This is a genomic window from uncultured Tateyamaria sp. (assembly GCF_947503045.1).
Classification (GTDB): Bacteria; Pseudomonadota; Alphaproteobacteria; order Rhodobacterales; family Rhodobacteraceae; genus Tateyamaria.
Genome location: NZ_CANNCF010000002.1, coordinates 1,047,905 through 1,062,532, shown reverse-complemented (window position 1 = coordinate 1,062,532; position 14,628 = coordinate 1,047,905). Strand labels below are relative to the sequence as shown.

Here is a 14,628-nt window from a genome sequence, read left to right as displayed (position 1 = left end):
TGTTACCCCTTGAACCGGTCGGCGTAGAAGTCGACCATCTGGCTGACCATGTCTTCGCCCCGTCCGCTGTCGCGCGCGTCGCTCAGCGCGCTGAGCGCACATTTGGACATGATCGATTCCACCCCTGCATCCGACGCCATCTGCGCGTAATATCCGACATCCTTGGCCGCGTTCTTGATCGCGAAGGCGAGGTGATTGGGATCGCCATCAACTGCATAGCCTTTGACGAAATCCATCATGCCGGATTTGAGCGGCCCGGCCGAGACCACATCGTAGAGGTCCTGACGCGGCACACCTGCCTTGTCCGCCATGGCGAAGGCTTCGCACATCGCGTTGGCCACGGTCATCCCAAAAAAGTTGTTGATCAGCTTGATCGTATGCCCCGAGCCCAGCGCGCCGAGGTGAAAGACGTTTTCCCCAAGATCGTCGAGTACGGGTTTGACCTTGTCATAGGCGGCCTTGTCGCCCGCGCCCATGATGTTCAGCAGCCCGTCCTTGGCATGAGACGGCGTGCGACCCAGCGGGGCATCAAGGTATTGCCCGCCGGCGGTGGCGACCTCGGTCCCCAGCGCCTTTGTCGAAGCAGGCAGCGAGGTGCCAAAGTCGATCACCACGGCCCCCGGTTTCAGCCCCGCGATCACACCCTCGTCGCCGCGCATCCGGCCTTCGACATTGGCGGATGTGTCCATGCACAGCATGACGATGTCCGAGGCTTCGGCGAGGGCCTTGGCGGTTGTGACCTCGCTTGCGCCGCGTGCCACGGCCCGATCGACATAGGTCCGAGTGCGGTTGGCGAGCACCGTCAGCGCGTATCCCTGATCCTGCAACCGGCCCACCATGGCGCCACCCATCAGGCCCAGTCCGATAAATCCGATTGTTGGTTTGCTCATGTCTGTTTCTCCGGTTGAGGAATGGTGTCAAAGGCCCGTGTTTTCAGCCCCTTCTGGATTTCGTAGATCGAGATCGGCACATCGGGCTGCGGTTGCGGGATGCGGATCGGGATGTCCTTGAGGCGCGGTGTCAGCGTCGGCTCGCCACAGAGCATGCGGGTGTTGTAATCGGCGATCCCGTCCCACTTGGTCATGCTGCCCATGATCGGAAAAGCATCTGCCGCCATCATCTCGTAAAAAAGAATGCGCCGGGCACGGTCCGATGTGTTGAGCGCCGAGCCATGCACGATCCGCCCGTGATGGATGCTGATCGACCCTGCCGGGCCGGTCAATTGCACTGCATCGTCGGGGTTCAGCCCATTTTCCTGCGGCAGCATCGCCCCGGCAAAGACTCCGTCAACGTGATGATCATAGACCGGCCCCTTGTGCGAGCCGGGATAGACCATCAGCGGTCCGTTTTCCGCCGCCATGTCGTCGATGCAGATGCCAATCGCCAGAATGTCGTCATTGGTGTGGGGGTAAAACGCATAGTCCTGATGCCATTCCACCGCCGCGCCATAGCCTGCCGATTTCATGTTCAGTTTGGTGGTGTGCAGCCGCAGGTTCGGACCGATCAGGTCGCGTGCAGGGGCCAGCACATAATCGGAATACATCAGCTCGCGCATCACGTCGGATATCGTGTGCGGCAGCTTGATCCGGCGCAGCCGGGGATCCTCTGCCGTGTGGCTGTCTTCGAGGTCGAGCCGGTCGTTGCTGGCCGTCATCGTGGCCGCTTCGGCCTCGAACCGGGTGATCTCGTCCCGTATCTTTTGCAGCCAATCCGGCGGGATCTGGTTTTCGACCAGAAGATAGCCATGCGTTTCAAAGTGGGACTTTTGCTCAGGGGTCAGACATTCCATCACATCACCGCGCCAATCTGCCAGGGGACAAATTCATAATCTCCAAGACCCTGGGCCTCGGATTTGCTTTTCTCTCCGGACGCGATGCGCAGGAACAGCTCGTAGATCTCGCGCCCTTTTTGCTCGAGCGACACACCGTCGCTCAGCATTGCGCCTGCGTTCACATCCATGTCTTCGGTCATGCGATTGTACATGTCCGTGTTCGTCGCGACTTTGATCGTCGGGGCCGGTTTGGACCCAAAGGCAGAGCCGCGCCCGGTGGTAAAGCACACAAGGTTGCACCCCCCGGCGATCTGCCCGGTGACACTCGCCGGATCATAGCCGGGGCTGTCCATGAAGGTGAAGCCGGTTGCCTTTACGATCTCGGCGTATTTGTAGACGCCGGTCAGCGGGGTTGTTCCACCCTTGGCCGCAGCCCCGAGCGACTTTTCGAGGATCGTGGTCAGCCCGCCCGCCTTGTTGCCCGGCGAGGGGTTGTTGTCCATGTTGCCCTTGTTGCGCAGAGTATAGTCTTCCCACCACTTGATGAGGCCGAGCAGCCGTTCGCCCGTGGCCTGATCAGCAGCGCGCGCGGTCAGAAGGTGCTCGGCGCCGTAGATTTCGGGCGTTTCGGCCAGCACCCCGGTGCCGCCCTGGGCCACCAGCAAGTCGGTGGCATAGCCAAGGGCGGGGTTGGCCGTGATGCCGGACCACGCATCCGAGCCGCCGCATTGCAGCGCCACCTTGAGCGCCGAGGCCGGGCATTCCGTGCGCGTGGATTGATTGGCGATGGGCAGCATCGCGCTGACTTTTTCGATCCCCGTCTCGACCGTGCGCCGCAACCCGGCGACGGACTGGATGTTCATGGTCTTGAAGGTCGGCCCCTGTTTCAGCCCCCACGCCTCGAGCAGCCAGTCGATCTGATTGATCTCGCACCCCAGCCCTACCATCAGCACGGCGGCGTGGTTGGGGTGGCGGGCATAACCCCACATGACCCGTTGCAGCGCCTCGAACCCGTCCCCGGAATCGGCCATGCCGCAGCCGGTGCCGTGGACAAAGGCAACAACGCCATCGACGTTGGGATAGTCGGCAAGCACTTCGGGTGTGAAATGGGCAGCGATCATGCGCGCGGCTGTGGCCGAACAGTTCACCGACGTCACAATGGCGATGTAGTTGCGCGTGCCGACCTGCCCGTTCTCGCGCCGATAGCCCATAAATGTATCGCCCGTGGCCGGTGTGGCGGGGCGCAGGTTGGTGCCGAATTCGTATTCCACGTCCGTCGCGCGGAATTCGACATTATGGGTGTGCAAGTGATCCCCTGCGGCAATGTCCCCGGCCGCGTAGCCGATCACCTGCGCGTATTTGCGGATGGCGTCGCCCCGGGCCAGATCGCGGGTGGCGATCTTGTGCCCCGACGGGATCAGGGCACGGGTGGTTGCGTCCTCAATCGGCACGCCCACTTCGAGGGCGCGGGCGGCGGTGACCACGGTGTCTGCGGGGTCGAGGCGGATGAAGTCCATGGGGCCCTCTCAGGCGCAATAGGGCGCGTCAGAGGCCCAGCGGTGGATCGGGATATGAGGCGTCGTGGCAAGACGATCACGTGCATCAAACCACGCATCGCGCCAGACCGTCCAGTCCCGCAGTTCCTTGTCCGGCGCGGTTGCGCTGCGGGCGACAAAGCTGGGGAAGTGTTCGCGCCCCGTGTTCTGTCCGGTCTTGCTGAAGCGTAGATCGAAGGACCAGCGGAACTCGTCCGACAGGTTCGGCAACGAGGCGTGTGGTACAAGCGGGTGGAACAGCACCACGCCCCCGGCGCGCACGGGCAAAGGCACCGCGCGGTCGGTGTCGAGATATTTGGGCGCAATGGCCGTCTGCACCTGCGGGCAGTGCGGCAGCATGCCCGCCCCGATCCCGGGCACCACCTGCAGGCAGCCGTTTTCCTGCGTCGCATCCGTGATTGCGACCCAGACGGTGACCATGTCGGTCTGGTCTGCCTCTTCCAGCCCGACGGCGCGGTCCTGATGCCAGTCAGTTTTCGTGATATGTGCGCGGGTTTCATCCGCCGCCAGCTGGGGACTTGGCGGTTTGATCCGCACGTGCTGGATCGGGTTCAGCGTCAGTTCGGGGCCAATCAGCGCCTCGGCCAGATCGAGGATGCGTTCATGCATGACCAGATCAAAGATTGCCGAGCCAAAGTGCATCGGGCAATCCGGCGCGATGTCGTCGCCCGGCAGGCTGATGTCCATCGGCTGGAACCAGTCGCATCCCGAACCGTAGGCCGCACTCAACTTGCCCCAGAAATCGAGACCCGCGCCATCGGGCACGCGCCCCTCGGCCTGCCAACCGGCATAAAGCCCATCCAGAAGGTCGCTATACTCGGCCCGTACCGCTGCCAACACAGAGGCGGGCAGCACGTCTTCGATGACCAGATACCCGTCTGTGTTGAATTGCCTGACTTGGGCGTCGGTCAGCATCGCACCTCTCCTATAACAGGATGGATATGATGGGCGGATAGATCAGCAGCACGGACAGGGCGATCAGCTGGATTCCGATAAATGGCAGGAAGCCTTTGAAGATGTCAGTCAGCGTGATGTGCGGCGGGGCCACGGATTTGAGGTAGAAGGCCGCCGGGCCAAACGGGGGCGACAGGAACGACACCTGCATGTTCATACAGAACACCACCCCGAACCAGATCGCGACATGGCGGGGGTTAAGCTCGCCGAACAGGCCGATCTCGTCCAGCGGCAGGCGCAGTACGATGGGCAGGAACACCGGGATGATCAGCAGCACGATCCCGACCCAGTCCATGAACGCCCCCATGAACAGCAGGATCAGCATCATCAGCAGGATAACCAGCATTGTGGGCAGTTCCGAACCGACGATGAAGTCGGCCACATAGGTCGGCCCGCCAGCGATGGTATAGGCCCCCGCAAGCGTTGCCGCCCCGATCGTCACCCAGATGATGGTGCCCGTGGATTTGAGCGTGCGCATCAGCGCGTCCCAGACCAGTTCGGTCGACGCCTCGCCCCGCAACAGCGCGATGACAAAGACAGCCGCCGCGCCCATGCCAGCCGCCTCGGTAATCCCGGTGATGCCGCCATAGATCGACCCCATGACGACGCCGATCACGACGATGGGCGGCACAAGCCCCTTGCCCATGGACCAGCCTGTGGCAGTACGGTCCTTGCCAAAGACAAAGAAGGCCAGACCAAGGCTGACCGCGACCATTGCGCCGAAGATGTAGATGAATTCAGACGTGCCCCAGAATGCCGCATCGCCTGTATTGGCCGCGTTGGAGCCGGAAAACTCAAAGAAGCAGGCGCGCAGGAACAGGGCGGTGCCAAACCCCGCGACCAGCACATTGAGGAAGGCAAAGAACAGCCCGGCCTTTTCACTCCCCGCAGGGTCACCCTCAACCGGTTCGGGCAGCGGGGCGTCTTCGGGTTTCAGCTGGGTGCGGATGATGATGTAGATGATGATGAACGAGGCCAGCATGAAGCCCGGGATGAACGACGCGGTGAACAGCGCCTTGATCGAGGTTTCGGTGATCAGCCCGTAGATGATCAGCACGATGGAGGGCGGGATCATGGTCCCGAGGGAGCCAGAGGCACAAATCACACCGATGGCGAGGTTCTGATTGTAGCCCAGTCGCAGCATCTGCGGCAGCGCGATCAGACCCAGCAGAACGACCTCACCCCCGATGATGCCCGACATCGCGGCCATGATCACAGCCATGATTGAGGTCACGATGGCAATGCCGCCGCGGGTGCGGTTCAGCCAGACGTTCAGGGACGAATACATTTCCTTGGCGATGCCGGAGCGTTCCAGCAGAGCCGCCATAAAAATGAACAGCGGAATGGATATGAGGACATAGTCCGTTAAGAGCCCATATATCTTTTGCGCAAGGATATTGAGCGGCCCCGATCCGGGCCTGCCGGTCAGAATACCTTCGCCAAAGGTCCAGGGGGCCAGCAGCAGGTCGGGTTCGAATTTCATCACCAGCACGAGCACAGCCAGCACGGCGGACGCAAGGCCCAGCGGCATGCCGATGGCCAGCAGCAGGATCAGGCCCAGCATCAGGACCAGAGAGATTGTACCGATATCCATGGATCAGTCCCCTGCCACTTGGGCTTTGATGCGCGCGATCTCTTCTTCGTCAAGGTCCTCGCCACCGTAGTGGACCTCTTCCTTGTTCCAGTCAGAGATCAGGTTCACGACCGCCTGAATGGCGACCAACCCGACAATCAGCAGAACCATGGGTTTCAGCGTGGCAGGAATGGGTGGGTCAAAGGCAGTGCCGAAGGTCTCCCAACGGTAGAACTTGTCGAACGCCTCACCATAGCCGCCATAGATCAGGAAGAAGGCAAAGGTGACGATCAGGATGGTGGAAATGCTGTCAAAGACGCGTTGCAGCCAGCGTGGCACGGCATCGTAAAGCAGGACAATCCGGATATGGCTGCGCTGCTGCATGGCATAAAGCCCGGCGCACAGGAACACGAACCCGGCCAGCCACAGCGACAGCTCATTGGCCCAGAGCGTTGGCGCCTCGAACACATAGCGCAGCAGCACCTCATACAGCATCACCGAGGTGAGGCACACGATCAGCATCATGGTGACGCGACCGATGAAGACGGCCAAACGGTCTGCCGGCTTCCAGCTTTCGAATTCCATTCCGGCGCGGCGTACGGTGCGCACGCCGAAATAGATCAGGACGGGGATGCATAGCAGGGCCAGCCAGTCAAATATGTCCGCAGTGCCGCCAAACAGTCCGCCCGTATCGGGGGTTACATCGACGCGGCCAAACAAGGCAGACAGTTTGTCGAATTCGGAAGGATCAGTGGGTGGGTAAAAGTCGAGGGTGAAGGCGGGCATATGCCAGACCACCCAGCCAGTGACAAAAATGAACGCCATTGGCACAAGCCATTCAACCAGAGTGCCTGAGCGCACCTGCATCTCACTATCCCCCTGTTCAGAAAATCCCTGGCGCGTCTTGCCGTGCGCCTTTGGGTGGATGGGGTCCCGCCGTAGCGGAACCCCGGGTCAGCGTCATCGCTTACTTGGACACGAGGCCCAGCTGAGTCAGATAGCTCAGGTGCGCTTCAACCAGTGCCTTGGCTTCTGGTGTGTCGGCGAACTCGGGCCATGTGGCCTGTGCTGCGTCGCGGAACTTCTGCAGCTCTTCAGGTGCCCACTGGCTCAGTGTCACGCCTTGCGCACGCAGTTGAGCAGCCGCTTCGGCGTTCTTCTTCTCGAACGTCAGGGCGGTGCGCAGTGCCAGTGCTTCCATGGCGACCTTCATGATGGTCTGGTGCGCTTCGGGCATCGCGTCGAACACGGCCTTGTTGCACGCCAGGTGATCCGAAGGCATCGAGTGGAAGCCGGGGAAGTTGGCATATTTCACGATGTCATAGAGACCGAGGCCAACATTGTTGGCGAGGCCAGATGCGTCCGCACCGTCGATGATGCCTGTTTCCAGAGCGGTAAAAATCTCGGTGAAATCCATCACGATGGGCGAGGCGCCGAGTTTCTCAAAGATCTTGGTTTCCATGCCGGGGGGCGACCGGAATTTCCAGTCTTTGAAGTCGGCAACCTTTTCGATCGGCTTGGACGAGGCAAAGCTCTCCTGACCATAGACCCACCAGCCGATCAGCTCCATGCCGTACTTGTTGTACAGAGGCGCCGCCGCTTCGCGACCACCGCCGAAATAGAGCCAGCTGAGCTGTTGATAGGGCGTTTCATAGCCACCCATGATGTCGCCCACGAACTGGAACGCCGAGTTCTTGCCGGTCTGATAGCCGCCACCCGTCATGTCGCAGTCCAGAATGCCTGTGGCAGCCGCGTCAAATGTTTCGACCGATTTCACAACGGACGAGCTGTAAAACATTTCGACTTCGATGCCGCCGCCAGACATTGTCTGAATGTCGTCCATATATTGTGCGGCCAGTTTGCCCGACACGGTTTCAGGCGCATAGTGCGTCTGAATGCGAAGCTTGGTGACAGCGTGGCCGTCTGCCATCGCTCCTGTTGCTGCAAGCGTGGCAGCGACGGCGACAGATGCCGCCTTCTTCATGAATGTCATAATTTCCTCCCAGACAAATTTTCCATTGCGCACGGATGGGTCTTGAGCCCGTTTTTACGCTCTGTACGAAAGAGGCTAAGGGGAGATTTGGCACACGACAACAAAAAACGAAAAATATGGGATATTTTTGAGATTTTATTGGAATTTCGTGATTTTGTGATTTAGGAATACGTGCAGACGTCCACGACTTTGGTGCCGCTTGATCCACAACGCCGACATCTACCAAACCCTCATGCACCGGCTGATGATGAACGGGTTCCAGCACGGTCAAAAGGTGCGCGCCGAGCATTTGCGCCAGGAGTTCGGCTGTTCAGCCAGCACCATCCGCGAGGTCCTGTTTCGCCTCGCGACCGTGGGTCTGGTCGAATTTCGTGAGCAGCGCGGGTTTCGGGTGCCGGAAAAGTCGCCGCAGGTTCTGAACGAGCTGACCCATCTGCGTGTCCTGCTTGAGGCCGAGGGCACCGTCATGTCGATCCGTCTGGGTGGCGTTGCGTGGGAGGCTCGCCTGACGGCCGCCCATCACCAACTCAGCCATCTTGAGATGCGCCTGCAAACGGCGACCGATCGGGACCCCTTTGTTGATCTGTGGTTCGATGCCGAGCGGCAGTTTCACCAGACCCTGATTTCGGCCTGCGGATCGGAGTCCCTGCGCGACACGCACCATCAGGTTTATTGCCGGTTTCGCCAGCAATTGATGGTCGAGGACCGGGCCTTCGATTTCATCTCGGGCAATATCCAGCACCACCAGCAGATTCTGGATGCCGCCCTGTCCGGGGACGAGGCGCTGACCCGCCAGAAAATCCACGACCATCTGGCGCGGCATCTGACAGCCTAGAGCGTGTCCCACGCCGGGACAGCTTGACGCGCTAACAATTTCAATGGGTTACAGAGGTCGATTTACCAAGTGTTAACGTTTCTTGGTCGGTCAGTTCGTCGACACAGACCCACCAATTGCGAAAAACAGACCGCCACCCACGATAGCCCAAAGAAAGTGCGTTCCAAGCGCGTACATAGCGATGTCGGCGTTCAGAGTTAGGTTTGCCGCGAAACCGACGAGTGCTGGCAAAAACAAAAACCCGAAGCAGGAAAAACTTGCGGCCAGCCGCTTGGCAAATTTCGCTGGTTTTTTCAGGACCTGAGTGTTGAGTAGCCGCGCAAGCATACCGCCCATTACAATGCCTGCGCATGCGCTCCCGAACCACACCACGACAAGCACAAGAGCAGCAAGCGTATTGCCTAAGCTTCCTTTGAGAAGGACCATAACAATCAGCAGAACGAAGGCGACGAGAACTAGCACCCGCGTGTATTTTGAACTTTCAATTTTTTCGAGCCAGGCGATCAACATACTTTGCACGTATCAGATCGCGCCACCTGCTGTCATTTTACTTGGCTCACCGAGAGGGAAAAACGGGACGCGGAAGTTAAGACCTGCACTGCGAAGAGCGGTTTTGAGCCCAATCTGACAGTCCTCATCAAGTATGCCCCGCCGTCCAATGTGGCGGTCTGCCGCCTATACGCTGTTGGACTGTGATATGCTCGCCGTACGGATTTCCAACTGATGGATTGTTGCCATGTCTCGTTTCTTACTTGCTCTCTTGTTCTTGTCTGCTGCATGCACCCCCACCCCCGAACCGGTCAGCGGAACAACGCTGCCGATTTTCGGAGATGGATACCGTTTCAAGGGAGATATCTGCCGCCGTGTGGGCGAAGACGCCTTCACAAATCAGTTCCTGGACGACGCGGCCGATTTGGTTGCCTGCCCCGAAGATGCGGAGAATTTAGGTGTCTTTGAAATTGATACAGGCGCAGTCGAAGTCGGGCGCCGCGACGGGTATGTGTTGTATTCAGTGCCGGTGCGGTAGAACCCCTTGGAACCTGCGTTTCTGCGACGCTTTCTCGAGCGTCACAGAGCGTGCTTGTCCTGCTGTTGTGAATTCCCGCAAGCAGCTGTTCGCTGGGTCATTGTGAAGGTCCGCTTTGTCCCGCAACGCAGCCCTTAACCTGTGCCTTGGAACTGCGGCCACCCCGCCTAGACCCTCGCACCAACGCAAGCCGTGCCATCGGCAGCCCGTGGGAGGGCGATCCGACTGGGCCGCTGGTGCGCTTTATGGCTGCCAAGTACATCTTCCCGATCAGCTGTTCGCCAAGGGCGTCATATCGCCATCCCGCCGGACGGGCTGGCGATTGCCCGGCGCCTGCGGCTTGATTCCGGGCTGGGCGGTGTGTCGTTCGAACGGGTGCTTCGTCCCGCAAAACCATCATTCCCTCCCTCACCGCTCCGGCAAATCCTCGGCCACATAGACGTCGATTATCTCGCGGAAGGTGCTTTCGGCCACGAAGCCCAGCGCTTTGGCCCGGACGGGGGCGAAGTTGCGGGGCCAGCCGTCGACGATTTTGGCAATCGCCGCGTCTGGTTGGGGTTTGATCAGGGCCACCACGTTGTTGCCTGCCACGTCCCGCAGGGCCTCGATCTGTTCGGCGACCGTGCAGGACAGGCCCGGCAGGTTCAAGGCGCGGCGGTTTTCGAGGCGGGCAGTATCGAGCGTGCCGGCATGCGCCAGAAAGCCCGCCGCCGAGCGCGGCGAGGCGTGCCAGTGGCGCACGGTGTCGGGGACGGGCAGGATGGCCTCTTGCCCGTTCAGCGGTTCGCGGATGATGCCGGAAAAGAAGGAGGACGCGGCGAGGTTCGCCTTGCCCGGCCGCACGCAAATTGTGGGCAGGCGCAGGGACATGCCGTCGATGAATCCCTTGCGCGAGAAATCCTGCACCAGCAATTCGCACGCCGCCTTTTGCGCGCCATAGCTGGTTTGCGGCGAGGTCAGGAATTCGTCGCCGATCTTGTCCGGGTAAGGCCCGCCAAAGACGGCGATGGAAGAGGTAAAGACCACGCGGGGCACATAGGCGCCGACGGTGGCGCGGTGCTGGGCGCGCAGGGCCTCAAGGAAATGCCACATGGGCCAGAGGTTGACCTGCCAGCCGAGGTCGAAGTTGGTTTCAGCCTCGCCCGACACGATGGAGGCGAGGAAATAGATCACATCGAAGCGTTCAGCGGCCAGTGCGGCCCCTTCGGACGCGTTTGACAGGTTGCCGACGCGCCGGTCCGTTCCGGCCCCGCCTTCGGGAAAGGCCATGTCATGCAGGGTGAGTTGGACGGGGGTGCCATCGAGCCCTTCGGCCTCAAGCTTGTGTGCCAGTTTCTGGCCCACCATGCCGCCGCCGCCAAGGATCAGAACCCGCATCATGTGTCCATCCCGTTGCGCGCGCGCAGTTCGAGGTAGAGGCCGGAATGATCGCGGTCCGCCCCGTCCATGTTTTCAACGAAATGGGCAAAACGGTCGCGCACCCCTTGGGTCATCGGCAATTGCAGGTTCACTGATTCGGCCTCGACCAGCACATTGTCGAGATCCTTGAGCTGGAATTTCGAGAGTCCGCCAGGTTCGAAATTTCCGGTCGTCATGCGTTCGCCGTGTTGTTGCAGGATGGTGCTGTCGGCAAAGCCCCCCTTGAGGGCGGCGCGCAGGGCGGCGGGGTCGGCCCCCCCTTCCTGAGCGAGCAGCATCGCCTCGGCCACGGCGCCGATGGTGACGGCCACGATGGTCTGGTTGCACAGCTTAGAGAGCTGGCCGGTGCCGGAGGGACCCACATGCACAGGGCGGCCCATCGCCTTGAGCACGGGTTCTGCGCGGGCCACGTCATCCGCCGCTCCGCCCACCATAATGGCAAGGGCCGCAGCCTCGGCCCCTTTGGTTCCGCCCGATACAGGGGCGTCGATATGGGCCACGCCGAAGGATGCGAGGTCATCGCGTTGCGCCCGTGCCTCGCCCGGCTTGGCCGAGGACATGTCGATCCAGAGCGCGCCTTCGCTCAGCGCCGGTTTGACGTCGTCGATGACGGCCAGAACCGTTGGTCCGTCGCTCATCATCGTGATGATGACATCCGCCCCGGTGACCGCCTCGGTTGTTGTGTCGACCACCCGCGCGCCGTACGCGGCCAGCGGTTCGGCCTTGGCCCGTGTCCGGTTCCAGACCGTCACATCCATGCCCGCCTGTGCCAGATTTCGCGCCATCGGAAAGCCCATCAGCCCGGTGCCCAGCAGGGCCACCTTTTGCGTTGCCATCCCTCATACTCCCCATTTTGCCGTGACGTCTGGTCAACGCGAACGGCTTATCCTACGGTCCCACCAAAACGCAGCCTTTGGCGATGCGCAACACCTGATGAGAATGGGGGGAGACTATGGGCCGTTTGGACGGAAAGCGTGCACTTGTGACAGCAGCAGGCCAGGGCATTGGTCGCGCAAGCGCCCTTGCGATGGCCGCAGAGGGCGCGCAGGTCTTTGCCACGGACGTGAATGCAGACCTGTTGGCGGGCATGCCGGATGGTGTCGAAACCTTTGTGCTCAATGCACTGGATGACGCCAGTGTGGCCGAGGGCGTGGCCCGTGCGCAGCCCGATGTTTTGTTCAACTGCGCGGGCTTTGTCCATCACGGCACGGTGCTGGATGCGACGGATGCCGAATGGGACTTTGCCTTTGATCTCAATGTCCGCTCGATGCTGCGCACGATCCGGGCCGCCCTGCCGGGTATGGTCGAGCGCGGCAATGGGTCGATCATCAACATGTCATCGGCCTGTTCGTCCGTGATCGGCGCGCCCAACCGGTTCATCTATGGCACCACCAAGGCGGCGGTGATCGGCATGACCAAATCCGTCGCGCTCGATTTCATCAAGCAGGGCATCCGCTGCAATTGCATCTGCCCCGGCACGGTCGAAAGCCCCAGCTGGCATGATCGCGTCAAGGCCCTGGGTGAAGAGCTGGGCAGCTATGACGCGGCCCTCACCCAATTTGTATCCCGCCAGCCCATGGGCCGGGTCGCCACGGCAGAGGAGATCGCCGCGCTGGTGGTCTATCTTGCCAGCGACGACAGCGGGTTCACCACAGGACATCCCCATATCATCGACGGAGGCTGGTCAGGCCAATGACAAAGAAAATCGGTATCGAAGACTTACGGTCGCGCAAATGGTTCATGAACCCGGACAATCCGGAAATGACGGCCCTCTACCTTGAGCGGTATCTGAATTACGGGCTGACGCGGGCGGAATTGCAGTCGGGCAAGCCGATCATCGGGATTGCGCAGACGGGCAGCGACCTGTCGCCCTGCAACCGCCACCACCTTGAGCTGTCCAAGCGGGTGCGCGATGGGATCATCGCCGCTGGCGGGACGTGCATCGAAGTGCCGGTGCATCCGATTCAGGAGACGGGCAAGCGCCCGACCGCCATGCTGGACCGCAATCTGGCCTATCTGTCGCTGGTCGAGACGCTGTTTGGCTATCCGCTGGACGGCGTGGTGCTGAACATCGGCTGTGACAAGACCACGCCTGCCCTTTTGATGGCCGCCGCCACTGTGAACATCCCCGCTGTCGCCCTGTCGGTTGGTCCGATGCTGAACGGCTGGTTCCGCGGCGAGCGCACCGGGTCGGGCACCATCGTGTGGAAAGCGCGCGAGATGCTGGCCGCGGGCGAGATTGACGATGACGGGTTCATGGAGCTTGTCGCGTCCTCCGCCCCCTCCGTTGGGTATTGCAACACGATGGGCACGGCAACCACGATGAACTCGCTGGCCGAGGCCTTGGGCATGCAGATGCCGGGGGCCGCCGCGATCCCGGCGCCCTATCGCGAGCGGGGCCAGATGGCCTATGAAACCGGGCGCCGCATTGTCGATATGGTGTGGGAAGACCTGCGTCCATCCGACATCATGACCCGCGAAGCCTTTGAAAACACGATTGTCATCAACTCTGCCATTGGCGGGTCGACCAATGCGCCGATCCACCTGAATGGCGTGGCCAAGCACCTTGGCGTGCCGCTGAGCAATGATGACTGGCAACAGGTTGGCCACCATGTGCCGCTGCTGGTCAATCTGCAGCCCGCGGGCGAATATCTGGGCGAGGATTACCAGCATGCGGGCGGCGTGCCTGCCGTCATCGGCGAGCTGATCGCCGCTGACCTGCTGCCCCATCCGGACGCGATCACCGCCAATGGCAAGACGATGCGCGAGAACTGTGGTGATGTGCGCAGTGCGGACACCAAGGTCATCCGTCCCGTCTCGGAGCCGCTGAAAGAGCACGCGGGCTTTATCAACCTTACCGGCAACCTGTTTGACAGCGCGATCATGAAAACCTCGGTGATTTCCGACGCCTTCCGCGCGCGTTATCTGTCCAACCCGGATGACCCGGACGCCTTTGAAGGGCGCGCCGTGGTGTTTGACGGGCCCGAGGATTTCCACCATCGCATCGACGATCCGGCAGAAAATATCGACGACAGCTGCATCCTGTTCATGCGCGGTGCGGGGCCCAAGGGCTATCCCGGCGGCGCCGAAGTGGTGAACATGCGCCCGCCGTCTTACCTGCTGAAACAGGGGATCAACGCGCTGCCTTGCGTGGGTGACGGGCGGCAATCGGGCACCTCCGGCAGCCCGTCGATCCTGAACGCCTCGCCCGAGGCGGCAGATGGCGGGGGCCTCGCGCTGCTGGAAAACGGCGATATGGTGCGCATTGATCTGCGCAAATGCACGGCGGACATGCTGGTCGAGGACACGGTTCTCAAGGCCCGCGCCGAGGCGATCTTGGCCGCAGGCGGATATCCTGTGCCCGAGAACCAAAGCCCCTGGCAGGAGATTTTCCGCGACCGTGTCGGCCGCTTTGACGAGGGCATGACCCTGCGCGGGTCGACCGAATATCAGGACATTTCGCGGCGCCACATGCCGCGCGACAATCACTAGAAAGGCAA

At 61.2% G+C, this 14,628-nt stretch carries 14 protein-coding genes; 4 read left to right on the top strand and 10 right to left on the bottom strand.

Annotated elements, in window-relative coordinates:
• Positions 1 to 2 precede the first annotated feature (2 nt).
• From Q1A89_RS13605 to Q1A89_RS13575, 7 genes are all read right to left on the bottom strand, one after another.
• Positions 3 to 890: an NAD(P)-dependent oxidoreductase gene (locus Q1A89_RS13605; RefSeq protein WP_299729007.1), complete on the bottom strand. Its 888-nt coding sequence runs from the start codon at positions 888 to 890 to the stop codon at positions 3 to 5.
• Positions 887 to 1,789 (bottom strand): phytanoyl-CoA dioxygenase family protein, encoded by a 903-nt coding sequence (locus Q1A89_RS13600; protein WP_299729005.1) that lies wholly within the window; start codon positions 1,787 to 1,789, stop codon positions 887 to 889. Before Q1A89_RS13600 ends, Q1A89_RS13605 begins: the two co-directional genes overlap by 4 nt.
• Entirely contained in the window at positions 1,789 to 3,288 is a 1,500-nt protein-coding gene (locus Q1A89_RS13595) for an altronate dehydratase family protein (RefSeq protein ID WP_299729002.1), read from the bottom strand. The genes Q1A89_RS13600 and Q1A89_RS13595 overlap by 1 nt, the downstream gene beginning before the upstream one ends.
• 9 nt (positions 3,289 to 3,297) lie before the next feature.
• Complete coding sequence (locus Q1A89_RS13590) at positions 3,298 to 4,242, bottom strand: phytanoyl-CoA dioxygenase family protein (RefSeq protein WP_299728999.1); 945 nt, start codon at positions 4,240 to 4,242, stop codon at positions 3,298 to 3,300.
• Between the two features lie 10 nt (positions 4,243 to 4,252).
• Positions 4,253 to 5,875, bottom strand: coding sequence for a TRAP transporter large permease subunit (locus Q1A89_RS13585; protein ID WP_299728997.1), 1,623 nt, complete (start codon positions 5,873 to 5,875; stop codon positions 4,253 to 4,255).
• Positions 5,876 to 5,878: 3 nt separating this feature from the next.
• The gene (locus Q1A89_RS13580) at positions 5,879 to 6,721 is read right to left on the bottom strand and encodes a TRAP transporter small permease (RefSeq protein ID WP_299728995.1); all 843 of its coding nucleotides are present in this window, start codon (positions 6,719 to 6,721) and stop codon (positions 5,879 to 5,881) included.
• Between the two features lie 100 nt (positions 6,722 to 6,821).
• On the bottom strand, positions 6,822 to 7,847 hold the full coding sequence (locus Q1A89_RS13575) for a TRAP transporter substrate-binding protein (protein WP_299728993.1): 1,026 nt from the start codon (positions 7,845 to 7,847) through the stop codon (positions 6,822 to 6,824).
• A gap of 199 nt (positions 7,848 to 8,046) precedes the next feature.
• On the opposite strand from Q1A89_RS13575, the gene Q1A89_RS13570 reads away from it, so the two are divergent.
• Positions 8,047 to 8,682 carry a GntR family transcriptional regulator gene (locus tag Q1A89_RS13570; protein WP_299728991.1) on the top strand — a complete coding sequence of 212 codons (636 nt, stop codon included), beginning with the start codon at positions 8,047 to 8,049 and terminating at the stop codon, positions 8,680 to 8,682.
• Between the two features lie 90 nt (positions 8,683 to 8,772).
• Here Q1A89_RS13570 and Q1A89_RS13565 read toward each other — a convergent pair whose 3' ends face one another.
• A complete protein-coding gene (locus Q1A89_RS13565) occupies positions 8,773 to 9,192 on the bottom strand; it encodes a hypothetical protein (RefSeq protein ID WP_299728988.1) in 420 nt (139 codons plus the stop codon).
• 256 nt (positions 9,193 to 9,448) lie between these two features.
• Between Q1A89_RS13565 and Q1A89_RS13560 the strand changes: the two genes are divergently transcribed.
• Positions 9,449 to 9,709, top strand: coding sequence for a hypothetical protein (locus Q1A89_RS13560; protein ID WP_299728985.1), 261 nt, complete (start codon positions 9,449 to 9,451; stop codon positions 9,707 to 9,709).
• A gap of 408 nt (positions 9,710 to 10,117) precedes the next feature.
• On the opposite strand, the gene denD is transcribed toward Q1A89_RS13560, so the two are convergent.
• Both denD and Q1A89_RS13550 read right to left on the bottom strand, forming a co-directional pair.
• Positions 10,118 to 11,089, bottom strand: a complete 972-nt coding sequence (denD, locus tag Q1A89_RS13555; RefSeq protein WP_299728982.1) for a D-erythronate dehydrogenase — start codon at positions 11,087 to 11,089, stop codon at positions 10,118 to 10,120.
• Complete coding sequence (locus tag Q1A89_RS13550) at positions 11,086 to 11,964, bottom strand: NAD(P)-dependent oxidoreductase (RefSeq protein ID WP_299728979.1); 879 nt, start codon at positions 11,962 to 11,964, stop codon at positions 11,086 to 11,088. The genes denD and Q1A89_RS13550 overlap by 4 nt, the downstream gene beginning before the upstream one ends.
• A 116-nt stretch (positions 11,965 to 12,080) precedes the next feature.
• On the opposite strand from Q1A89_RS13550, the gene Q1A89_RS13545 reads away from it, so the two are divergent.
• Positions 12,081 to 12,824, top strand: a complete 744-nt coding sequence (locus tag Q1A89_RS13545) for an SDR family oxidoreductase (protein ID WP_299728976.1) — start codon at positions 12,081 to 12,083, stop codon at positions 12,822 to 12,824.
• On the top strand, positions 12,821 to 14,620 hold the full coding sequence (locus Q1A89_RS13540) for an IlvD/Edd family dehydratase (protein WP_299728973.1): 1,800 nt from the start codon (positions 12,821 to 12,823) through the stop codon (positions 14,618 to 14,620). Before Q1A89_RS13545 ends, Q1A89_RS13540 begins: the two co-directional genes overlap by 4 nt.
• Positions 14,621 to 14,628: the final 8 nt, after the last annotated feature.